A 21,183-nucleotide genomic window follows, 5' to 3' on the forward strand; every position below is an offset into this window, starting at 1 on the left:
CTCCACGCCGAAAACCGCGCGATATTCCCGGCGTGATCGGCCTGGTCAGCGGTCGACAGTCCGCATTCCCTGCCGTTACAGTGCCGGCCAACAAGAACGATATCAGGGAGGTGGGCATGAAGGCCCGAGGATTCATGCTGGTGGTCGCCGCCGGCCTGCTTGCCGCAGTCTCCGCCGCCCCCTCATTCGCCCAGGATTATCCCAACCGCGCGGTCCGCATCGTCGTGCCCTTCGGCGCCGGCGGACCGGCCGATGTCGCAGCGCGGCTGATCGGCAATGTGCTCCAGGAGAGCTTTGGCCAGCCCTTCGTGGTCGAGAACCGCACCGGCGCCGGCGGGGTCATCGGCACCGTGGAAGCTGCGAAGTCGCCGGCCGACGGCTACACGCTGCTGATGATGTCCAACACCCAGACCGCGAATGAATCGCTGCTGACTCCGGACAAGCGCAAATACGAGCTGATGCGGGACCTCGCGCCGATCGCTCCGGTGAACTTTTCCGATCTCGTCATCGTGGTGAACCCGCAGGTGCCGGCGAAGACTCTTGCCGAGTTCATCGCTCTCGCCAAAGCGCAACCGGGCAAGCTGAACTATGCCTCTTCGGGTCAGGGCACGCCGTACCACATGGCCGGCGAGCTGTTCAAAGCCATGGCCGGCGTCGATGTCGTGCACGTTCCCTATCGCAACAGCGGCGAGGCGCGCAGCGGCGTGATCGGCGGACAGGTGCAGATGATGATCGACGCGGTGCCGGCGATGGCGCCGAACATCGCCGAGAACCAGGTCCGCGCGCTCGCGACCACCGGCAAGCAACGCTCAGCCGTGCTGCCGAACGTGCCGACCGCGATCGAGGCGGGCGTAGCAGGCTATGAGGCGACGATCTGGCTCGGCCTGATGGCCCCCGCGGGAACGCCGAAGCCTGTGATCGACAAGCTCAATGCGGCCGTCAACGCAATGGTGAAGCGGCCCGACATCGTCAAGCTCTGGACGGAACAGGGTGCCGTGCCCATGTCGATGACCACGGAGGAATTCGACAAATTCCTGCGCGGCGATATCGAGAAATGGGCCGACGTCGTCAAGAAGTTCGACAAATCCTGAGGCCGCAGAGCGCGCATGGCCACCATTCAATTCCAGCTCAACGGTACGGCGACGGTCGTGGATACCGATCTGGACCAGCCGCTGCTCGACGTGCTGCGCGGCCGGCTCGGCATGACCAGTGCGCATTTCGGCTGCGGCGCCGGGGAGTGCGGGGCCTGTCACGTTATGGTCGGCGACCGCGCGATAACCTCCTGCGATATGCCGATGTGGTCGGTCGCGGACAAGGACGTCGTCACCGTCGAAGGCCTCGGCACCGCAGAGCGACCACATCCGCTACAACGTGCCTTCATCTCCGAACAGGCGATGCAATGCGGCTATTGCGTCTCCGGAATCCTGATCAGCGCAGCGACGCTCCTGAAGCGCAATCCGTTCCCGACGGAGACCGAGGTCAGAGCGGCACTCGATCGCAATCTGTGCCGCTGCGGATCGCATAACCGCATGGTCCGCGCCGTGTTGCGGGCGGCGGCGGAGCTGGCGGCATCATGAGTGCGTCGTCCCCTGCCCCGAAACTGCCGATCAGCCTCGCTGCCAATCCAAAACTGTCGTCCTGGGTGAACTTCACGGGTGAAGGTGGTGTGGCGATCTCGCCCGGCAAGGTCGAGATCGGACAGGGCATTGTCACGGCGCTGGCGCAGATTGCGGCGGACGAGCTCGATGTCGAGATCTCCAGGATCGAGATGATCCGCGCCTCGACGGCGACGAGCCCGAACGAAGGCGTGACCTCGGGCAGCCTGTCGATCCAGCAATCCGGTCGCGCGTTGCGCCACGCCTGTGCCGAGGTGCGGCAGCGTTTCCTCGTTGCAGCATCAGAACGTCTCGGCGTCCAGGTCTCGCTGCTGAATGTCGATGACGGCACGATCTCGGGACCCGGCAACGTCAGGACCAGCTATTGGGAGCTGGCTGGCGATGTCTCGCTCGATCAGGACGCCACTGCGGACGCGGCAGCGAAGAGCATTGCCAAGCGCAGCGTGGCCGGACATTCGGTCCACCGTGTGGATATTCCCGACAAGGTGTTCGCGCGGCCGCGCTTCATCCATGATTGCCCACTGCCGGACCTGCTGCACGGCCGCGTGCTGCGGCCTGACATATCCGGCGCCAAACTGATCGCGCTCGACGAAACCGCTGCGAGGGCTGTTCCCGGCCTCGTCGCGATCGTCCGCGACGGCGGCTTTGCCGGCGTGGTCACCGACAGCGAGGCAGCAGCAGAAGCCGCACTGAAGGCTCTGCAGAAAGGCGCGACATGGTCGGTTGGCGAGCCGCTGCCCGATCAGGACGATCTGGCAGGCTTCCTGAAAAGCCAGCCGGTCGAGACCACACTTGTCGAGACCCGGACGGCGGCAATGACGCGCAAACACGCTCAAACGCTCCGCCGGCAATATACGCGCCCTTACATGGCGCATGCCTCGATCGCACCGTCCTGCGCCATGGCGCAATGGGACGGCGATCGCGTCCATGTCTGGACCCACAGTCAGGGCGTCTATCTGCTCCGCGCCGATCTCGCCATCGTGCTCAAGCTGCCGGCCGAGAACATCGTCGTCGAGCACATGGAGGGCGCCGGCTGCTACGGACACAACGCGGCCGACGACGTCGCGCTCGATGCCGTGCTGCTGGCGAAGGCCGTCGGCGGCCGTTCGGTGCGGGTGCAGTGGTCGCGGCACGACGAGATGTCGCACGCGCCGTTCGGTGCGGCCATGGCCATCGAGATCGAGGCCGATCTCGATGCGGACAACGAGATCGTCGGCTGGCGCCACGCGATCTGGAGCAACGGCCATGCCGCACGGCCCGGACGCGCCGCGCAGCCCGCGCTGCTGGCCGCGACCGAGATCGCAAACCCCTATCCCCGCATGATCTCGACGAATCCGCCGGCCGCCAATGGCGGCGGCGGCGATCGCAACTCCGTTCCGCTCTATGATCTTCCAGCCTGGACGATCACGAGCCATCGGCTGCTGACCATGCCGGTGCGCACCTCAGCGCTGCGGACGCTCGGCGCACAAGGCAATGTGTTTGCCATCGAATCCTTGCTCGACGAGATCGCCGTCTTGCGCGGCGAAGACCCAATTGCGTTCCGCTTGCGGCATCTTGGCGACGAGCGGGCGAAGGATGTCATCCGCACAGCGGCTCGGCGCGCGGCGTGGAAACCGGAGAAACAAGCCGGTATCGGCCACGGCGTCGGCTTCGCTCGCTACAAGAACACGGGCGCATATTGCGCCGCGATTGCCGAGATCGAAGGCGCCGACGACATCCGCGTCAAGCGGTTGACCCTTGCGGTCGATGTCGGCGAGGCCATCAATCCGGACGGTGTCGTCAATCAGATCGAGGGTGGCGCGATCCAGGCGACGAGCTGGGTGCTGAAGGAGCGCGTCCGCTTCGACCGGACCCACATCACATCGACCTCTTGGACGGACTATCCGATCCTGAGGTTCAGCGAGGTTCCGGCAGTGGACGTCGAGATCATCCAGCGGCCGGAGATCGAGCCGGTCGGCGCCGGTGAGGCCGCACACGGCCCGGTGACGGCGGCAATCGCCAATGCCGTCTACGATTGCCTCTGCGTGCGCGTGCGCGATCTGCCGATCACGCGCGACAGGATCATTGCAGCTGCGGAGCTTGCGTCGTGACGACAGTGACCATTTTGAGCGGTGGCGCGGCGCAAGGCCTGGTGCGCGGCCTCACGGAGGCCTTCAAGGCGCAGGCCGGCTTCGGCATCAACGGCGAATTCGGCGCGGTCGGCCTCATGGCCGACAAGCTGCGCGCGGGCACGCCGGCCGATCTCGTGATCCTGACGCAAGCGCTCCTGGCAAAGCTCGCTGAGGAGAAGCTCGTCGCCCCCTCCTCGATCACGGATGTCGGCCGTGTCGAGACCGCATTGGCGGTCCGCAGCCGTGATTCCAAGGTGACGGTGAAGACCGAGGCCGATCTGCGGGAGGTGTTACGCGGCGCCGACGCGATCTACGTCCCCGACACCAAGGCTTCGACCGCCGGGCAGCACGTCGCAAAAGTGCTGGACCAGCTCGGCATCGCCTACGAGGTCGCCTCTCGGCTCAAGATATTTCCGAACGGTGCAACGGCGATGCGGGAGCTCGCGGCGTCCACCGCGCAAAGGCCGATCGGCTGCACACAGGCGACCGAGATCATCGCGACCGACGGCATCGCGCTGTCGGGGTTGCTACCGCCGGGCTGCGAGCTCGTGACCATGTACACGGCCGGCGTGACCGCCAGGGCCGCGCATCCGAACGAAGCTGCTGCACTGATCGCGCTCCTGGCTGGCGCAGATCACAGGGAGCTGCGCCAGCGCGCTGGCTTTTCCGGCTAAGGCGGAATGAGGCCCGATAGCTGCGATGGCGGAGTTGGGCTCCCTCTCCCGCTTGCGGGAGAGGGTTGGGGAGAGGGTGCTTCCGCAATGGGGCAATCCCCCAGTGGAAAGAGCCCTCACCCGGAGCTTCGCGCCGACCTCTCCCGCAAGCGGGAGAGGTCAACGAGCCCGCGGCAATCGATTCGATCCAAAGCCATTCCGCTCTAGGCGCCCAGTCTATTTGTGCAGCTGGGTCAGCCCGGTCGGCGGGCCATCGACCGCGGTCCAGCCGCCGTCGACGAACAGCGTGCTGCCGCTGACATAGCTCGCAGCGTCCGAGGCGAGATAGGCCACGGCGGTCGCGACCTCGTCGGCGCTGCTCCAGCGGTTGAACACGGTGTGGCCCGCGTAGAGATTGTAGATGTCGGGGCGCTGCTTGAACGGACCAGTCAGCGCGGTCTCGGCGATGCTCGGCGCGATCGCGTTGACGCGCACGCCGGCGTGGCCGACCTCGGAGGCAAAGCCCTTGACCAGCAGGCCGATGGCGGCCTTGGTCGAGCCGTAGACGCCGAGGCCCGGCTCGATAGTCACCGCCCGCACCGAGGAGCAAGCAATGATGCTGCCCCCTTTCTGAGCGACCATGATGCGGCCGAACGCCTGGAAGAACCAGACAGTGCCTTTGACGTTGAGGTTGAGGACGCGGTCGAGATCCTCCTCGGTATAATCGAGGATGGTCTTGCGGATGTTGAGCCCGGGCGTCGTCACGGCAATGTCGAGCCGCGAAAATTTCTGCATCACGGACTTGGCGAGCGCGTTCACGTCCGCAGCGCTGGCGGCGTCGCAAGCCGCTGCCTCCGCCCAGCCGCCCTTGTCGCGAATGCCGGCGGCAGTCGCTTCCGCGGCATCGAGCGCGCGATCGGCGCAGACGACACGGGCCCCTAACCCGGCAAGGGCCTCGGCCGACGACTTGCCGATGCCGGATGCGGCCCCGAGGACAATTGCGGTCTTGCCGGTGAGATCGAAGAGCTTGCGATAGTCCGTCACTGATAACTTCTCCTGTAGCTGCTAGCCCTTGTAGCCCATCAGCAGGCGGGGCAGCCACAGCGAGAATGCAGGGACGTAGGTCACGAACATCAGTGCTGCGATCAGCGCGGCATAGAACGGCAGGATGGTGCGCATCACCGCGCCGACCGAGATGCCGCCGATGGCGCAGCCCACGAACTGCGTGGTTCCGACCGGCGGGGTGTTGAGCCCGAGGGCGCAGTTGATCAGCATCAGCATGCCGAACTGCACCGGGTCCATACCCGCCTTCATCGCGATCGGCAGGAAGATCGGGGTGCAGATCAGAATGGTCGCCGCCATGTCCATGAACGTGCCGAGCACGAACAGGATGACGTTGATGAGCAGGAAGATCATCCAGGGTTGCGTGGATACCTTGCTCATCATCTCGCCGGCGAGATCGGCCACCTCGTACAGCCCCATCAGGTACTGGAACATGGTGGAGACGCCGATCAGCAGCAGCACCACGCCCGTCGTCTTCACCGCCTTGGCAGCTGCCCGCAGGAAGTTGCTCCAGGTCATGGTGCGGTAGATGAAGAAGGTCAGCAGGATCGTGTAGGTGACCGCGACGGCGGCGGATTCGGTTGCCGTGAACACGCCGGAGAGAATGCCCGTCAGGATGATGCCGACAATCAGAAGGCCGGGCAGCGCGGCCGCGAACGAGCGGAACACCTCGGCCCAGCCCGGGAACTTGCCGGCGGGATAGCCGCGCTTCACCGCGACGGCGTAGGCAGCGACGAGCATGCAGACCATCAGCACGATCGCCGGCAGGAGGCCGGCGGCGATCAGCGCGCCGATCGAGACCTTGCCGCCGGCGGCCAGGGCATAGATGATCATGTTGTGGCTGGTCGGCATCAAGGCGCCCACCAGCGAGGCGTGGGTGGTGACGTTGACGGCGTAGTCGGTGTCGAACCCTTCCTTTTTCATCATCGGGATCATCACCGCGCCCATCGCCGACACGTCGGCCACGGGCGAGCCGGAGACGCCGCCGAACAGCGTGCAGGCGACCACGTTCGACATGCCGAGGCCGCCGCGGATGTGGCCGACGAGATTCTTGGCGAGCTGCACGATCTTGTCGGCGACGCCGCCATGCAGCATCAGCTCACCGCTGAAGACGAAGAACGGAATCGCGAGGAACGAGAAGATGTTCATCCCCGACATCATCTGCTGGAAGATGACCGCGACCGGCAGGCCTTCGTAGAGGATGGTGCAGATGGCCGAGAGGCCGATCGCGAAGGCGACGGGAACGCCGAGAATCAGGAAGCCGAAGAAGGTGGCGCCGAGGATGATCAGTTCCATGAGGGGACGACCTCTTCGCCGCGCAGGAGAGCCATGATGTGCTCGATGGAAAAGGAGACGATCAGGATGCCGGAGGCGATCAGCGGCACGTAGCGGATCACCTCGGGAAGACCGAGATTGGGAATCTTCACGGTTCCGACTGAAGACCCGAGGATCCAGCCGTTGTAGGCCATCGCAATGCCGAACACGGCCACCAGGACGTGGATCACGAGCTCGATCTTCTCCCGCATGTGATCCGGAAGCATCACCAGCAGACTGTCCATGCCGATGTGTCCGGCATCGCGCACGCCGACGGCGGCACCGATCAGCGTGACATAGAGGATGAGGACCAGCGCGAGATTCTCCGTCCAGGTCGGGCTGGAATTGAGGACGTAGCGCCCGAACACCTGATAAAACACGATGATCACGATGACGAGCAGGCCGGTCACGGACAGATACATGCCGGCGCGAGCAACGGGGGCGTTGATCCGCGACAGCAAGCCTGTAGATGGGCGTGCTGCCGTATCCCCGTGCTCGTGACTTGCGACGTGTGGGTCTGTCATTTCCGCGGCTCCTTGCGAGGGTCCGGAGTCACCTCCGCGGCAACGCCGGACCCGACGCGGCTATGGTCCTACTTCGTGTCCTGGATGCGCTTGACGAGGCCCTGAAGCTTCTCGTCGCCGGCGAACTTCTGGTACACCGGCTTCATCGCGTCGACGAACTCCTGCTTGTTGGCGATCGTCACGACCTGGGCGCCGGCCGCCTCGACGGTCTTGCGAGAGGCCTGCTCACGCTCGTCCCAGAGCTTGCGCATGACGGGCACCGATTCCTTGGCCGCCTTGCGAACCATCGCCTGGTCCTCCTTGCTCAGCGTGTCCCAGACCTTCTTCGACATCACGAGAACTTCGGGCGCCAGGGAGTGCTCGGTGATGTTGTAGAACTTGGCGGCCTCGAAATGCCGCGAGGATTCGTAGGAGGGCCAATTGTTCTCGGCAGCATCCACCAGGCCCGTCTTGAGCGCGGTATAGACCTCGCCATACGGCATCGGCGTCGGGTTGGCCCCTAAGCTCTGGATCATGCCGACCCACAAATCGGACTGCTGGACGCGGATCTTCAGGCCCTTGAGATCGGCAAGCGACTTGACCGGAGCCTTGACGGTGTAGATGGACCGGGCGCCGCTGTCGTAATAGGCAAGGCCGACCAGGCCGGCCGGCTCCATGGCGGCCAGGATCTCGTCGCCGACCGGCCCGTCGAGGACGGTGCGCATGTGCTGCGTGTCGCGGAAGACGAAGGGCAGACACAACGCGATGGTTTCCGGCACGAAGTTGTTGAGCGGCGATGCGTTGATCCGCATCATGTCGAGCGCGCCGATCTTGAGCTGCTCGATCGTGTCCTTCTCGGAGCCCAGGGCGCCGTTCGGAAACACCTTGACGCCGAGCTTGCCGCCGCTCGCCGCCGCGAGTTGCTTGCCCATGAACTTGACGGCCTCGACGGTCGGATAGTCGGCGGGATGGATGTCGGCGGAGCGGAAATCGCGTGCGGTCGCCAGGGGCGCTGAGAGCGCCAGCGCAACGGCTGTGATGATACCGGTGAGTGTCTTCATCTGGGCTTCCTCCGGGGTTGATTATGTCGTTGTCGGGCAGGCTGCGGGCCGCCTTGGGTCGCTCCACTTCAGACGTGAAGTCAAGCACCAAGTCGTCCGTAGGGCGGGCGGCATTCTCTGTCCAAGCCAATTCCGGCATCGATCGATGCAAGAGTTGCATCGATCGATTTCTGACGCAATTCGCATTATGGCGGGGACGGCGGCTGGCCGACGTCGCCGCCACGTGACTTGACGCCACCAATGCAGGCCCCTCAAGATATTCGAAACAGCGGACCATGTTGAGGGAATGCCATGCCGCGGAAGCTGATCGATATCTCTGTGCCGCTTCGAAACGACGTGACGGCCGATCCACCCGGCAACCATCCGACAATCCAGTATATCGATCACCAGCAGGGCCTGCCCCGGATGCTGCAGTTCTTCGACGGTCTCAAGGCGCAGGATCTGCCGGACGGACAAGGCTGGGCCGTCGAGCAGGTCTCGCTGTCGACCCATAACGGCACGCATCTCGATGCGCCCTGGCACTTCCATCCGACCATGAACCGCGGCGAGCGGTCATGGACCATCGACGAGGTCCCGCTGGAATGGTGTTTCCAGCCCGGCGTGAAGCTCGACTTCCGGCATCTGCCCGACGGCTACGTGGCGAGCGCCGACGACGTCGCGAAGGAGCTGAAACGCATCGGACACACGCTGTCGCCGCTGGAGATCGTCGTCGTCAACACCAGCGCCGGCGCGAAATTCGGCAAGGCCGAATACGTCAATTCCGGCTGTGGCATGGGCTATGAAGCCACCATGTATCTGCTCGAACGCGGCGTGCGGCTGACCGGCACCGACGGCTGGAGCTGGGACGCGCCGTTCGTCTACACTGCGAAGAAATATGCCGAGACAAAAGATGCCGGCCTGATCTGGGAAGGCCACAAGGCGGGACGGCACATCGGCTATTGCCATCTGGAGAAGCTGCACAATCTCGATCAATTGCCCGCGACCGGGTTCACGGTCTCATGCTTCCCGGTGAAGATCGAACGCGCCTCGGCGGGCTGGACCCGCGCGGTCGCCATCATCGACGATCAGAGCGTGATAAAATCACTTTGATCGCCGCAACGAAGGTGACTCCCTCTCCCGCTTGCGGGAGAGGGCTGGGGAGAGGGTGTTTCCGCGACGGGATAATCCCCTAGAGGAGAAAGCCCTCACCCGCGCCTTTCGGCGCGACCTCTCCCGCAAGCGGGAGAGGTTGCACCGAGCCCGCGGCAATCGATTCGACCTGAAGCCATTCCGCTTAAGGCAGACGGCGTCACTCGCCGCCGAGGCCGCTCTCGGCGAGTTCGCGCAGTGCGTCCGTATCCAGCACGACGATGGCGCCGTGCTCGAGGCGAACCCAGTTGCGGCCGGCCCAGGCGCGCAATTGCTTGTTGATGCTCTCGCGCGTCATCCCCACCATCTCGCTGATCTCCTGCTGGGTAATGGCGAGCGTGCCGCTGCCGGAGTCGAACTTGCGCTCTTCGGTGAGACCGAGCAGCGCGCTCGCGAGCCGGCCCGGCAGATTCTGGAGGATCACCTGCTCGACCTGCTGACTGGTCCAGCGCAGACGCGCGCAGAGCAGCTCGATGAATTTCATCGCCAGGGCCGGCTGGCTCTTCACGAACGGCAGAAAGTCCCGCCGATCGATGATGTAGAGCTCGCAATTGGTGTTGGCGGTGGCGTCGGCCGACCTTGGCGCGCCGTCGAGCACTGCGATCTCGCCGAAGATTTCTCCGGGGCCGATCAGATTGAGAATGGCGTTCCGTCCATCGGGCGACGAGGAGGAAATCTTGACTGTCCCCGTGATCACCGCGAAGAGATTGTTGCCGGGATCGCCCTTGGCGGCGATCGTCGCGCCGCGCTTCACGGTGGTGTGCTTGGCGTAGCGGCAGAGCTGATCGAGCGCCTCCGGCTCCAGATCCGCGAAGATCGGGTGCTTGCGCAGGACCGATAGTTTGTTGCCCGCCGACTGTCGGGGGTCGCCGGTCTTGTCCTGAGGCACGCCGCGGGGCTCCTAAGACTACGAGGCACTGAGGTTCCTGCGTAGTCAACGTTATCAGGCTTTTCAACCGGAAAGCACGCGCGCGGTTTGAGGCAAATGCCGCGAAAAAGCCGCGGTCGAGCCGGAATGCGCATCCGGAGGATGCGTCGATGCGTTTTGATCGATGCAGAGTTGCAGGCCGCGCAAGCCGCGATTGCGTTGAGGCGCTGGCGAACAGCCAACCCTGCCGGGCGGGCGTCGGTGCTGGCGCGGTTCTGAGCGAACGAAGACCTCAGGAGCTTCAGCGCTTGGAATCCGGATCGAGCCGGCCGGCGTCATTGATCGAGATCAAAAAGGACAGGACGTCGCGATGGACTGTCAGGCTGCGGCCAGCGCCTCCGCGCGCGCAGGATCGAGCAGGCTGATGCCGCCGTGAATGATCTCGATGACGCCGTGACGCTCCAGCTTGGTGAAGGTGCGGCTGACGGTTTCGATGGTCAGGCCGAGATAGTCGGCGATGTCCTGACGGCTCATCGGAAGCGGGACCGTGTCGGACAGCCCCTTGGGCGCGACCAGCCGTTCACGCCAGCCGAGCAGGAAGGTCGTGACCTTCTCGTCCGCCGAGCGGCGGCCGAGCAGGACCATATGGTCGCGTGCCTGGCTCAACTCGCGGATGGCGAGCTCGTTGATCCGCCTGAGCAACTGCGGCCGGTCCTCGATGAAGCGGCCGAACGGCGCTTTGGCGAACTGGCACACGGTCACCGCGCCGATCGCATCGGCGGAAAAATTGTGCCGGCCGGACAGATTCATCCCCAGGAAATCACCGGGCAAGGCAAAGCCCACGATCTGCCGCCGGCCGTCGGGCAGCAGCTTGTACAGCCGCATGACGCCTTCGAGGACGTTGTAGAACAAGGTGGTGATGTCCTCCTCGGAGAACACGGTCTCGCCGGACTCGAAATGAACGCGGCGTCCGAGATGCTCGAATTCCCTGAGCTCGGCCGCATCCAGCGACGAACACACCGCCGCTCCGCGTACGGCGCAATCGTCGCAGACGTGCCCGCTCGGCTCAATCGTGTCCACGGAAGGCTTCATCCACCGCTCCTCGCATCGGTCCAGCTCCGCCCCTCGGCCAAGCCCGCCACGCAGCGGCATTTTACTGCACTGCGCCAAAGCCAGTTGACCCAGATCAAATTTGGGTTGGCATCCTGTCTTATTCTGCTTCCAGAGTTCGACGGGATCACTTTCCATGCTGCGAGGCGCCCTGCGTCACGGCCTGATTGGGCTGCTTCTGACTACGTCTGCGCTGGCCGCCCCCACCGCCGAACAGCGCGGCAAGGCCTTTGCACGGGCCAATTGCGCACGCTGCCACGCGATCGACCGGGCCTCTCAAAGCCCGCTCAAGATCGCGCCCCCGCTGCGCACTCTGCATCGGCGCTATCCGATCGAGACCCTTGGTGAGGCGCTGGCCGAAGGGATTTATACCGGCCACGCCGACATGCCGGCCTTCGAGCTCAGTCCGGACCAGATCCACGACCTGCTGTCCTACCTGAAGACGCTGGAATAGACATCACACCGCCTGCACGGTCCACCCGATCAGTTCCTTGGCGATGCGAGCAAAGGCCGCGTCGAAGGCGGCGACTGAAGCCGCCGGCTCGACCTTGTCGAGCCTTTCGCTGGTCTCGACCAGGCGCGAAGCAATTACCTTGCCGTTCTTGTCGACGATCCGCGCCGACAGTCCGATCTCGACTCGTGGCTCGCCCTCCGTGGCGATCCGAAAGCGCCGGATGTCGATCAGGAGCTGGTACTCTGCCTGACCGAGATCCGACGTGCGCAGTGGGGCGTGGGCGATGTCGTAATTCTCAAAACTGTCGATCAGGCGCGCCTGGAGCAATTTCGGAATGCTGTCGGCCCAGAGGAAGTCTGCAAAGCCCGGCCTGTCCCCGCCAGGGGCGAACAGCATGCGCTGGGTCTGCAGCATTGCGACCGCGCTCGGCTCGGGAATGGCCAGTGACGCCGAGAGCGTCTTGGCGGCCGGGCCGAGGTTCTGCGGCGTGTGCAGATCGTAGGTGACCTTCTGCGCAGGCGCGCCCCCGCCGGTCATCTTCTCCAGGCCCGCCAGAATGCCGTCGATCTTGCCGGTGTTGCGCGCGAGCCCGTCGGAGAACGTTTTCAGATTGGCGATGGTGTCCTTCAGCGGGCGGGAATTGTCCTCGAGCACGGTGTCGACCCGGCGTAGCGCATCGCGCGCGGCCTGCGTCATGCTTTGACCGGCGCCGGCCTCCGCAATCAACGACCGGGGCTCGCCGGATTTGGCCATGATCACTCCGCCCTCCAGCGTCACCACCGGCACGCCGGTCAGGCCCTGGAATTCGAGGCCGACCTTGGTGTCGGAACGCACCGGCGTGGCCGAGGCGACCGAGATCGTCGCATTGACGAAGCGCGGGTTATCAGGCGCGAGCCCGAGCTGGGTCACCTCTCCGACACGAATGCCGTTGAACAGCACGCCGGCGCCGACCAGAAGGCCAGGGACCGGCCCCTGGAATTGCACGTGGTAGTTCGTGCGCGGCCCGATGCCGCCGGTGTTGTTCAGCCAATAGACGAAGCCGAACACCGCCAGGATCGCGGCCAGCACGAAACTGCCGATCAGCACGTAGGGAGCGCGGGTTTCCATGTCTCATCTCATCTGGTGTTGCAGCATCTGCGAGCGCTTGCCGTGGAAATAGGCGCGCACCCAGGGATGCTCGGATTGCAGCAATTCGCGCATCGGACCGATCGCCACGATCTTGCCGTCGGCGAGCGCAGCGACGCGGTCGCAGACCGTGGTCAGGCTCGCAAGGTCGTGGGTCACCATGAACACGGTCAGACCCAGCGTCTTTTGCAGCGTCGTGATCAGCGCGTCGAAATCGCCGGCGGCGATCGGATCGAGGCCGGAGGTCGGCTCGTCCAGAAACAGGATCGGCGGATCGAGCGCGAGCGCGCGCGCCAGCGCCACGCGCTTGGTCATGCCGCCGGACAGCTCCGCCGGATATTTGTCTGCGTCCTGGGCACGCAAGCCGACCATTTCGAGCTTGGCGATCGCAATCTCGTCCATCAGCTCCTGCGACAGGACGAGATTTTCACGCAACGGAAACTGAACGTTCTGACGGACCGTCAGCGAGGAGAACAGCGCGCCCTGCTGGAACAGGATGCCCCATGTCGTGGCTGCGCCTCGTCCGTGACCGCCAGTGGATTGTCCCATGACTTCGATGGTCCCGCCTTGGCGCGGGATGAGGCCGATGATGGTCCGCATCAGCACCGACTTGCCGCCGCCGGACGCCCCCACCAGCCCGAGGATCTCGCCCCGGCGGACGTCGAGCAACAGATGGTCGAGCACGGTCTGGCGGCCGAATCCGACCACGAGGTCACGGACGCGGATCGCGAACTGGTCTTGCGATGCATCCATCGTCACATTCCGATCGAGGCGAAGAAGATCGCGAACAGGCCGTCGAGCACGATCACCAGGAAGATCGACTTCACCACCGACGTCGTGGTTTGCCGCCCGAGCGACTCCGCACTGCCCTTGACGCGCAATCCCTCGCTGCAGGCCACGATCCCGATCACCAGCGCCATGAAGGGCGCCTTCAGGATGCCCACCTCGAAATGGGTGACCGTGATGGCCTCGTGCAGCCGGGCGATGTAGATCGCCGGCCCCATGTCGCCATAGAACTGCGCGACGAGACCGCCGCCATAGAGCGCGGCAATCGATCCGATGAAGGTGAGGATCGGCAGCGCAATGACCAGGGCCACAACGCGCGGCAGGATCAGGACCTCGACGGGATCGAGCCCCATGGTCGAGAGCGCGTCGATCTCCTCGCGCATCTTCATCGAGCCGAGCTCGGCGGTGTAGGCGCTTCCCGACCGGCCGGCGACCATGATGGCGACGATCAGCACGCCGAGCTCACGCAGCACCAGGATGCCGACCATGTCGACGGTGTAGGATTCCGCGCCGAATCTGCGGAAATGGAAGAAGCCCTGCTGCGCGATGATGGCGCCAATCAGGAAGGTGATCAGCGCGACGATGGGGATCGCCTGCCACCCGATGCGGTAGAGCTGATACACCAGCGACGTCAGCCGCAGCGAACGCGGCCGTCGCAGCACACCGATCACCGCCATGAACAATGCGCCGAGCATCTGGAGGAAAATCGTGAGGTCTTCCCGCGCACTGAGCGTGGATTTGCCGAGATCGCCTAGCCTCGCCAGCACCGGGTTCGGCGCAGCCGTCGGAGCAGGCGTATTGCGGTTGACCTGACGGACCTCGTCCATCAGCCCGCTGAAATGTTCGGCGCCCCCGACGAACTCGGCAGATCTGCCGGATGATGCGGCCCTGCGCGACAGCTTTTCCAGGACCCAGGCCCCGAGCGTGTCGAGCGCGCTGACGCCCGACATGTCGAGGGTGACGAGACGCGACTGATCGACGTCGGCTCCGACCGACCGGGACAATGTCTCGAGCGTGACCACATTCGCGGCGGTCCAGGGCCCTTCAGGACGCAAGTTCAGCACGTCGCCGGACGGCGTTGCGAGCAACAGCGGTTCGTGGTTCACGCGTTCCACCTCATCGGGGCAATCGGTCCCAGTCAGACGGCATTTCTAGGCCAGCATATGGCCGCCGGCTTGACCTGTCTCAAGACCCGGACACGCCGCGGATTGACGCAAATCAAGCGCGATCGCGCACGCGGGTCCTAGGCTTGCTTGCACTCAAGGGGGATATCAAGTCCATGTTCAACAGTGACAGGATGAGCGAAGAATTGCGGGCGCTGAAGGTCGATGTCACACGCTTGCTGAGCACGGCCGGCGAGGAGATGTTCGAGAGCTCGAAAGATCGTGCCGAGGCGCTCGCCGACCAGATCAGGGCCGCGCTCAGCGAGCTCGGCGAAACCGTTGACGAAGAACAGGAGCAGCTTCAGGGCCTCATTGCGGAGCGCCCGATCACATCGCTCGCCTCCGCCTTCGCGCTCGGCGTGGTTGTCGGCTTCATGCTGAGGAGACACTAAGTGAATACCGAGAATGTGGTCAAACATCTGCGCGCGCTATGGCGCACCGACAGGATCATCGCGGACATCAGACTGCGCCATCTGCTTGTCGGCCTCGGCCTGCGCGCCTTTGCGGCACTGATCGCGGCGTTTGGGCTTCTGATGCTGGAGCTGTCTGCCTATTTCGCGCTGGTCCAGACCTGGAGTGCAATCGCCGCGGCGGCCATCCTCGGCGCCGTCAATTTTGCCATCGCGGCCGCTCTCTTCGCGATCGCCGGCCGCGCTCCGTCAGGCCGCGACATCGAGCTTGCCAACGAAATTCACGACACCTCTATCGAAGCCCTTCAGCTCGAGGCGCGTGCGCTCCAGGCCCAGGTGTCAGGCGCGGTGCATCATCCGCTCAGCACGATCGTGCCGGTGCTGCTGCCGTTGATCGCCATCATCATCAGGAACTTGCGGACGACGACCAAGACATCCGCCGCGGCAAATTCGGCTGAAGGGCGCTCCTAGCGGGCGCGCTCAGAGCTTCAACTTGACGTCGCAGATATCGGGTTCGGCGGGATCCGGCTTGACCTCGAAGCCGAGGTCCCGGCACATTTCGAGCATGACGGTGTTCTCCTTGAGCACGTCGCCCGATATGGTCTTCAGCCCTTCCGACTTGGCGTAGTCGATGATCAGCTGCATGAGGGCCCAGCCGAGCCCCCTGCCCTTGAGATCGGACCGCAGCAGGATCGCGTATTCGCCGCTCTCGTAGATCGAATCCGAATGGAGCCGAACCACGCCGACCATTTCGCCGGTTGCCTCGTCGAACGCAATGAAGGCCATCGCGCGCGCATAGTCGAGCTGGGTCAGGCGTGCGATAAACTCGTGGGTAAATTCCTTCATCGGTGCGAAGAAACGCAGGCGAAGGTCGTGCGCCGTGACGTGGCGCAGGAATTCGTGGATGGTCGGCTCGTCCTCGGGACGCATGGGCCGCACGAAGATGCGCCAGTCGTCCTTGACCTTGAGGCGGCGTTCCCATTGCGACGGATAGGCGCGGACGGCGAAATTGGCCGGGCCGGAGCCGACGAACTTCCGTTGCGGCGGCCCGACCGCAACGCGGGCATCCACCGCGGTCACGCCGGTTTCGTCCGCCAGCAGCGGATTGATGTCGAATTCGCGGATCTCGGGAATGTCGGCCGCCATCTGCGCCAGCTTGACCAGCACCATGGCGACGGCATCGTGCTTGACCGCTGGCACGTCACGATAGGCCTTTAGGAGCCGCGACACGCGGGTGCGGTCGATCAAATCGCGCGCGAGCTGCAAATCCAGCGGCGGCAGCGCAAGCGCCTTGTCGTTGATGATCTCCACCGCGGTGCCACCACGGCCGAACACCACGACGGTGCCAAAAGTGGGATCGTCGGCGAGGCCCAGGATCAGTTCGCGCGCCTTCGCCTTCACGACCATCGCCTGGACGATCACGCCGCCGATGCGGGCCTCTGGCCGCAGCTTTCTTGCCCGGGCGAGAATGTCGGAGGTGGCCGCACGCACGGCCTCCGGCGTCGTCAGATTGAGCACGACGCCGCCGACGTCGGATTTGTGGATGATGTCCCGCGACATGATCTTCAGCACGACGGTGTCGCCTTGTGCGAAGATTTCCTTTGCATAGGCCACCGCCTGCTCGACGTCGCTCGCCGCATAGGTCGGCACCATCGCGATGTCATAGGCTTCGAGCAAGTTCTTGATCTCGACAGGCTCGAGCCATTCACGGCCGTCCGCGATCGCGGCGGTGACGATCTGCCTCGCCCCCCGGGCATCGGGCACGAACGTATCGGGCATCGCGGGAGGAACCTGGCTCAGCTCCTCGACCACCTCGCGGTGCCGGACCAGATGCATGAAGCCGCGCACGGCGTCGTCTTCGGTCGGATAGTTCGGCATACCGGCGCCGGAAAGTGCCTGAATGACGTGCTGATCGGCTCCGACCCAGGCCGCCAACACTGGCTTCGCCCAGCGGCCATGTTGCTCGCGATATTTGCCGACGAGCTCCGTCACGGTCGTGGCGATCTCGGCCGCCGAGGCGATTGCCGTTTGCACGTTGAGGACGAGGACCGCATCATTGTCGCGATCGGCCAGCAGCACCTCCAAAGCCGCCGCGTAGCGCGAGGCGTCAGCGTCGCCAACGATGTCGACGGGATTTGCACCGGACCAGGTCGGCGGCAGCGCCGCGTCGAGCGTTTTGCGCACCTCCGCCGAGATGGTCGCCGGGATTCCGCCGAGTTCGACCAGTCGATCGACGGCGAGGACGCCGATGCCGCCGCCGTTGGTCAGGATGGCGAGACGCTTTCCCGTCGGCGATTCGACGCGGCCGAGTGTCTCGGCACAATCGAACAGCTCACGCAGATCGGAGACCCGCAGCACACCCGCCCGGCGGAATGCCGCGTCATAGACGGCGTCGGCGCCGGCGAGCGCGCCGGTATGGGTGGCGGCCGCCTTGGCGCCCTGCGCCATGCGCCCGGACTTCACCACGACGACGGGCTTCACACGCGCCGCGGCGCGCGCCGCCGACATGAACTTGCGCGCGTCCTTGATGGACTCGATGTAGAGCAGGATCGCGCGCGTCTTGTGATCCATCGCGAAATAGTCGAGCAGATCGGCAATATCGACGTCGATCTGATCGCCAATCGAGACGATGCCGGAGAAGCCGACGCCGCGTTGCGCAGCCCAGTCGACCATGCCGGCGGCGATCGCGCCCGACTGCGAGATCAGCGCGAGGCTGCCCGCCCCCGGCATATGCGCCGCGAAGCTGGCATTCAGACTGACCCCGGGCATCATGATGCCGAGACAGTTCGGTCCGATCAGCCGCATGCCGTATTTGCGGGCCGAGGCGATCGCGGCTTCGTACAGAGATCCCGGTCCATGGCCGAGCCCGGCCGAGACGATCAAGGCGCCCGCCGAGCCGCGACGCCCGGCCTGATCGATGATATCAGGAATCTCGCGCGCCGGCGCCGTGATGACCACGAGCTCGGGCACGAAGTCCAGCCGCTCCAGACTCTTCACCGCGGCAACGCCGCCGACTTCGGCATGGCGTGGATTGACGAGGCCGAACCGCCCCTTGAAACCGGCCTTGTGAATGTTCTCCAGAACGGCACGTCCGACCGAGACCGGACGGGCGCTCGCACCGACGAGCGCGACTGAACGCGGCGCCAGCAGATTGTTCAGACGATAGGTTGACATGAAAGCAAATGCGCCCGGTCAGCGACGGTTTCGATGGTTGACGATCAGGCCGGAAAATGACGCGCCTAGTGCGAGATCATAACCCAGCATGGTGGCTGGCCAATGACGGTCTTTGTCACACCGCCCCACACGATCTCGTTCAGACGCGAATGATGATAGGCGCCCATCACGATCGCATCCACACTGTGGGAATTCGCCCAGCTTCCCAAGACCTTGCCGATCGAGCTGCCGCTGCCTTTGGCCGTTTCGAACGAGGCGTAGACGCCGTGTTCCCTCAGATGATCGACCAGAGCGGTTCCGGATTGCACGATCGCTTCGGTCTTGTCATCCGCAACCGTCACCACGCGGACCGAGGCGGCCGCCTGAAGGATTGGCAGCGCATCGCCGACCGCTCGCGCCGCACGCGCGGAGTGATCCCAGGCGATCATGACGTTCTCGAATTCAGGCCGAAGTTCGTCCGCGAGATGTTCCGGACAGAGCAGAAGCGGCCGGCCCGATTCGAACAGGAAGGTTTCGACAATCCTCTCCGTTCGACTGTCGTGCGGCTTCACGGGAATCAAAGCGAGATCGCTGAAACGGGCGTGCTCGGCCAGGATCGCCGCGATCTGGTCCGCCGGTATCTTGCCCGTTCGGCTCCAGGCGCGAACGTTGGCACGGGACGCCGCGTTGGCGAATGCGCTCAGGAGCTGCTGCGTGTCGTTCGCCTCGCGCGAGCTGCCGGTCTCCGCGGAATCGCGATCGGTGGGCAGCATCACCTTTGGCCGCTCGAAAACGTCTTCCTCGAGCGCCAACGCGGTGATCCTGGCGCCGAGGGCGGCGGCGACGGCCACACATTTCTCGATCGCAACCAGGGCCGGCCCGCGCGGCTGGCCGACAAGCGGCAGAAAGACATCCTTGATGGGCATCGGGATTCTCCTTGGCCGCTACAATAGGCCGGCTTACGTCGAGGCGCTTGATCCTCGTCAAGCCAAGGGAACTCGGTCCGAAACAGCGTTGACCGACGTCAAGGACTGGCCGCGATCCGCTCCTAAGGGTTACCCTGATCGTCGGGCGGACTGCCTCCCGACGCAGCTGGATGTGCCAGGAATGACAGACGATTCTGCGACCCAGGACCGGATCTTTGCGGCGCTCACCAATTCCGCCGAGCATCCGGGCGTCAAGCGGATCGACACGCACGCGGCTTCGGTCTTTCTCGAGGGTAGGCGCGCACTGAAGATCAAGCGCGCCGTGCAGTTTCCGTTCCTTGATTATTCAACGCTCGCGAAGCGCAAGGCAGCGTGCGAGGAGGAGATCAGGATCAACCGGCCGCTGGCGCCGCAGATCTATCATCGCGTCGTTGCGATCACCGAGGAGCCGGACGGATCGTTCAAGGTCGACGGCCAGGGCAGTCCGGTCGAATATGCGGTCGACATGTCGCGCTTCGACGAAAGCCGGACGCTCGATCATCTGGCAAAGACCGGCACGCTGGATGCCGCTTTTGCCTCGGCTGCTGCCGACGCCATTGCAGCTTCGCACGCGGCGGCGATCCACGCCGAGGGCGAGGCATGGGTCTCCTCCATCCCTGCCCTGATCGACGGCAACATTCACGGTCTGCGAGCCGGCGGCCATTTCGACGCGGGAGATATCGAAAAGCTCGGCAGAGCCTCGCACGAGGCATTCCTGCGTGCTGGCCCCCTGCTCGCAGAGCGCGGCGGGAAAGGCTTCGTGCGCCGCTGCCATGGCGATCTGCATCTCGCAAACATCGTTCTGATCGAGGACCGTCCCGTGCTGTTCGACGCCATCGAGTTCGATGCGCAGATGGCGACCGTCGATGTGCTCTACGATCTCGCATTCACGCTGATGGACCTGTTGCATCACGATCAGCCAGGCGCGGCCAACATCGTCCTGAACCGCTATCTCGCCGCGACGCCGACCGACAATCTCGACGCGCTCTCGGCCCTGCCGCTGTTGATGTCCATCCGGGCAGCGATCCGCGCCCAGGTGGCGCTGGCTCGGCTGAAGCCACCGCATTCCGATGATCCCAGCATTCTTGGCCAGGCACAGCGCTATTTTGACCTCGCCAGGATGCTGATCCAGCCTCCTGCTCCGTGCCTGATCGCGGTCGGTGGATTGTCAGGCACCGGCAAGACGGTTTTGGCGCAAGCGCTCGCGCCCGTCGTCGCGCCGCCGCCGGGGGCCGTCGTGCTGCGCAGCGACCTCGTCCGCAAACGGATGTTCGGGGTGGAGGACACCCACCGCCTGCCGCCGTCCGCCTACACGCCGGAGCACGCAGCGCACATCTACGCCACGCTGGTTCAGTATGCTGGACGGGTGCTGGCGCAAGGCCATTCGGCGATCATCGACGGCGTGTTCGCCCGCGAGGACGAACGGGACGCGATCGCCGCACTGGCGCGCGAGCGCAACGTGCCGCTGAACGGCCTATTCCTCGTTGCCGACCTCGCAACCCGGCAGAGACGGATCGGAAGCCGCCAGGGAGACGCATCCGACGCCACGCAAGAGGTTGCCGCGCTGCAGGAGCACTATAATATCGGCCATATCGGCTGGGCGACCATCGATGCATCCGGGACAGAGGAGCAAACGCTCCAAAACTGCCGGGACGCGATCGCCGAGGGGCAAATAAGGCAATCTGATTGACGCGGGCAAGA

General features: G+C 64.7%; 20 protein-coding genes. 9 read left to right on the forward strand and 11 right to left on the reverse strand.

From position 1 onward, the window contains the following. The first annotated feature begins 116 nt into the window (after positions 1 to 116). Genes IVB26_RS28095 through IVB26_RS28110 form a run of 4 tightly spaced genes read left to right on the forward strand, consistent with a single transcriptional unit; the run spans position 117 to position 4,401 of the window. On the forward strand, positions 117 to 1,091 hold the full coding sequence (locus IVB26_RS28095; RefSeq protein WP_247968352.1) for a Bug family tripartite tricarboxylate transporter substrate binding protein: 975 nt from the start codon (positions 117 to 119) through the stop codon (positions 1,089 to 1,091). A gap of 15 nt (positions 1,092 to 1,106) precedes the next feature. Beyond that, complete coding sequence (locus IVB26_RS28100) at positions 1,107 to 1,577, forward strand: (2Fe-2S)-binding protein (RefSeq protein ID WP_247968353.1); 471 nt, start codon at positions 1,107 to 1,109, stop codon at positions 1,575 to 1,577. Then, positions 1,574 to 3,706, forward strand: a complete 2,133-nt coding sequence (locus IVB26_RS28105; RefSeq protein ID WP_247968354.1) for a xanthine dehydrogenase family protein molybdopterin-binding subunit — start codon at positions 1,574 to 1,576, stop codon at positions 3,704 to 3,706. Before IVB26_RS28100 ends, IVB26_RS28105 begins: the two co-directional genes overlap by 4 nt. Then, entirely contained in the window at positions 3,703 to 4,401 is a 699-nt protein-coding gene (locus tag IVB26_RS28110; protein WP_247968355.1) for a molybdate ABC transporter substrate-binding protein, read from the forward strand. The genes IVB26_RS28105 and IVB26_RS28110 overlap by 4 nt, the downstream gene beginning before the upstream one ends. 216 nt (positions 4,402 to 4,617) lie before the next feature. On the opposite strand, the gene IVB26_RS28115 is transcribed toward IVB26_RS28110, so the two are convergent. The 4 genes from IVB26_RS28115 to IVB26_RS28130 all read right to left on the reverse strand — a co-directional run bounded on the left by IVB26_RS28115 (position 4,618) and on the right by IVB26_RS28130 (position 8,320). Next, on the reverse strand, positions 4,618 to 5,424 hold the full coding sequence (locus IVB26_RS28115; RefSeq protein ID WP_247968356.1) for an SDR family NAD(P)-dependent oxidoreductase: 807 nt from the start codon (positions 5,422 to 5,424) through the stop codon (positions 4,618 to 4,620). 21 nt (positions 5,425 to 5,445) lie between these two features. Then, positions 5,446 to 6,738, reverse strand: a complete 1,293-nt coding sequence (locus IVB26_RS28120) for a TRAP transporter large permease (RefSeq protein WP_247968357.1) — start codon at positions 6,736 to 6,738, stop codon at positions 5,446 to 5,448. Next, positions 6,729 to 7,280, reverse strand: a complete 552-nt coding sequence (locus tag IVB26_RS28125) for a TRAP transporter small permease (RefSeq protein WP_247968358.1) — start codon at positions 7,278 to 7,280, stop codon at positions 6,729 to 6,731. Before IVB26_RS28125 ends, IVB26_RS28120 begins: the two co-directional genes overlap by 10 nt. A gap of 68 nt (positions 7,281 to 7,348) precedes the next feature. Next, the gene (locus tag IVB26_RS28130; RefSeq protein WP_247968359.1) at positions 7,349 to 8,320 is read right to left on the reverse strand and encodes a TRAP transporter substrate-binding protein; all 972 of its coding nucleotides are present in this window, start codon (positions 8,318 to 8,320) and stop codon (positions 7,349 to 7,351) included. A 291-nt stretch (positions 8,321 to 8,611) separates the two neighbouring features. Here IVB26_RS28130 and IVB26_RS28135 point away from each other — a divergent pair, with 291 nt between their 5' ends. Continuing rightward, entirely contained in the window at positions 8,612 to 9,409 is a 798-nt protein-coding gene (locus IVB26_RS28135; protein WP_247968360.1) for a cyclase family protein, read from the forward strand. 199 nt (positions 9,410 to 9,608) lie between these two features. Here the strand turns inward: IVB26_RS28135 and IVB26_RS28140 are convergent, their stop codons facing one another. Further along, complete coding sequence (locus IVB26_RS28140) at positions 9,609 to 10,337, reverse strand: Crp/Fnr family transcriptional regulator (protein WP_246919950.1); 729 nt, start codon at positions 10,335 to 10,337, stop codon at positions 9,609 to 9,611. A gap of 357 nt (positions 10,338 to 10,694) precedes the next feature. After that, positions 10,695 to 11,408: a helix-turn-helix domain-containing protein gene (locus IVB26_RS28145; protein WP_247968361.1), complete on the reverse strand. Its 714-nt coding sequence runs from the start codon at positions 11,406 to 11,408 to the stop codon at positions 10,695 to 10,697. A 154-nt stretch (positions 11,409 to 11,562) separates the two neighbouring features. Here IVB26_RS28145 and IVB26_RS28150 point away from each other — a divergent pair, with 154 nt between their 5' ends. Then, the gene (locus tag IVB26_RS28150; protein ID WP_247968362.1) at positions 11,563 to 11,880 is read left to right on the forward strand and encodes a c-type cytochrome; all 318 of its coding nucleotides are present in this window, start codon (positions 11,563 to 11,565) and stop codon (positions 11,878 to 11,880) included. A gap of 3 nt (positions 11,881 to 11,883) precedes the next feature. Here the strand turns inward: IVB26_RS28150 and IVB26_RS28155 are convergent, their stop codons facing one another. From IVB26_RS28155 to IVB26_RS28165, 3 genes are read right to left on the reverse strand one after another with little or no spacing between them, the layout of a single operon-like run. Then, the gene (locus IVB26_RS28155; RefSeq protein ID WP_247968363.1) at positions 11,884 to 12,987 is read right to left on the reverse strand and encodes an ABC-type transport auxiliary lipoprotein family protein; all 1,104 of its coding nucleotides are present in this window, start codon (positions 12,985 to 12,987) and stop codon (positions 11,884 to 11,886) included. A 3-nt stretch (positions 12,988 to 12,990) separates the two neighbouring features. Then, positions 12,991 to 13,758 (reverse strand): ABC transporter ATP-binding protein, encoded by a 768-nt coding sequence (locus tag IVB26_RS28160; RefSeq protein ID WP_247968364.1) that lies wholly within the window; start codon positions 13,756 to 13,758, stop codon positions 12,991 to 12,993. Positions 13,759 to 13,760: 2 nt separating this feature from the next. Then, positions 13,761 to 14,897, reverse strand: coding sequence for an ABC transporter permease (locus tag IVB26_RS28165; RefSeq protein ID WP_247968365.1), 1,137 nt, complete (start codon positions 14,895 to 14,897; stop codon positions 13,761 to 13,763). A gap of 173 nt (positions 14,898 to 15,070) precedes the next feature. On the opposite strand from IVB26_RS28165, the gene IVB26_RS28170 reads away from it, so the two are divergent. Together IVB26_RS28170 and IVB26_RS28175 are read left to right on the forward strand one after the other, a co-directional pair. Further along, positions 15,071 to 15,346: a hypothetical protein gene (locus tag IVB26_RS28170; RefSeq protein ID WP_247968366.1), complete on the forward strand. Its 276-nt coding sequence runs from the start codon at positions 15,071 to 15,073 to the stop codon at positions 15,344 to 15,346. Continuing rightward, positions 15,347 to 15,835, forward strand: coding sequence for a phage holin family protein (locus IVB26_RS28175; protein WP_247968367.1), 489 nt, complete (start codon positions 15,347 to 15,349; stop codon positions 15,833 to 15,835). Between the two features lie 9 nt (positions 15,836 to 15,844). Here IVB26_RS28175 and IVB26_RS28180 read toward each other — a convergent pair whose 3' ends face one another. Both IVB26_RS28180 and IVB26_RS28185 read right to left on the reverse strand, forming a co-directional pair. Next, a complete protein-coding gene (locus tag IVB26_RS28180; protein ID WP_247968368.1) occupies positions 15,845 to 18,538 on the reverse strand; it encodes a bifunctional acetate--CoA ligase family protein/GNAT family N-acetyltransferase in 2,694 nt (897 codons plus the stop codon). A gap of 65 nt (positions 18,539 to 18,603) precedes the next feature. Next, on the reverse strand, positions 18,604 to 19,443 hold the full coding sequence (locus tag IVB26_RS28185) for a universal stress protein (protein WP_247968369.1): 840 nt from the start codon (positions 19,441 to 19,443) through the stop codon (positions 18,604 to 18,606). Positions 19,444 to 19,624: 181 nt separating this feature from the next. Here IVB26_RS28185 and IVB26_RS28190 point away from each other — a divergent pair, with 181 nt between their 5' ends. Then, positions 19,625 to 21,172: a bifunctional aminoglycoside phosphotransferase/ATP-binding protein gene (locus tag IVB26_RS28190; RefSeq protein WP_247968370.1), complete on the forward strand. Its 1,548-nt coding sequence runs from the start codon at positions 19,625 to 19,627 to the stop codon at positions 21,170 to 21,172. The last annotated feature ends 11 nt before the right edge of the window (positions 21,173 to 21,183 follow it).

Origin of the sequence: Bradyrhizobium sp. 195, assembly GCF_023101665.1 — a bacterium.
In the GTDB taxonomy this organism is placed as follows: Bacteria; Pseudomonadota; Alphaproteobacteria; order Rhizobiales; family Xanthobacteraceae; genus Bradyrhizobium.

What these genes read in the sequence shown, in the direction of transcription:
- IVB26_RS28095 (WP_247968352.1), top strand. Translation starts at nt 117, where the DNA reads ATGAAGGCCCGAGGATTCATGCTGGTGGTCGCCGCCGGCCTGCTTGCC.
- IVB26_RS28100 (WP_247968353.1), top strand. Translation starts at nt 1,107, where the DNA reads ATGGCCACCATTCAATTCCAGCTCAACGGTACGGCGACGGTCGTGGAT.
- IVB26_RS28105 (WP_247968354.1), top strand. Translation starts at nt 1,574, where the DNA reads ATGAGTGCGTCGTCCCCTGCCCCGAAACTGCCGATCAGCCTCGCTGCC.
- IVB26_RS28120 (WP_247968357.1), bottom strand. Translation starts at nt 6,738, where the DNA reads ATGGAACTGATCATCCTCGGCGCCACCTTCTTCGGCTTCCTGATTCTC.
- IVB26_RS28125 (WP_247968358.1), bottom strand. Translation starts at nt 7,280, where the DNA reads ATGACAGACCCACACGTCGCAAGTCACGAGCACGGGGATACGGCAGCA.
- IVB26_RS28130 (WP_247968359.1), bottom strand. Translation starts at nt 8,320, where the DNA reads ATGAAGACACTCACCGGTATCATCACAGCCGTTGCGCTGGCGCTCTCA.
- IVB26_RS28135 (WP_247968360.1), top strand. Translation starts at nt 8,612, where the DNA reads ATGCCGCGGAAGCTGATCGATATCTCTGTGCCGCTTCGAAACGACGTG.
- IVB26_RS28145 (WP_247968361.1), bottom strand. Translation starts at nt 11,408, where the DNA reads ATGAAGCCTTCCGTGGACACGATTGAGCCGAGCGGGCACGTCTGCGAC.
- IVB26_RS28150 (WP_247968362.1), top strand. Translation starts at nt 11,563, where the DNA reads ATGCTGCGAGGCGCCCTGCGTCACGGCCTGATTGGGCTGCTTCTGACT.
- IVB26_RS28155 (WP_247968363.1), bottom strand. Translation starts at nt 12,987, where the DNA reads ATGGAAACCCGCGCTCCCTACGTGCTGATCGGCAGTTTCGTGCTGGCC.
- IVB26_RS28160 (WP_247968364.1), bottom strand. Translation starts at nt 13,758, where the DNA reads ATGGATGCATCGCAAGACCAGTTCGCGATCCGCGTCCGTGACCTCGTG.
- IVB26_RS28170 (WP_247968366.1), top strand. Translation starts at nt 15,071, where the DNA reads ATGTTCAACAGTGACAGGATGAGCGAAGAATTGCGGGCGCTGAAGGTC.
- IVB26_RS28180 (WP_247968368.1), bottom strand. Translation starts at nt 18,538, where the DNA reads ATGTCAACCTATCGTCTGAACAATCTGCTGGCGCCGCGTTCAGTCGCG.
- IVB26_RS28185 (WP_247968369.1), bottom strand. Translation starts at nt 19,443, where the DNA reads ATGCCCATCAAGGATGTCTTTCTGCCGCTTGTCGGCCAGCCGCGCGGG.
- IVB26_RS28190 (WP_247968370.1), top strand. Translation starts at nt 19,625, where the DNA reads ATGACAGACGATTCTGCGACCCAGGACCGGATCTTTGCGGCGCTCACC.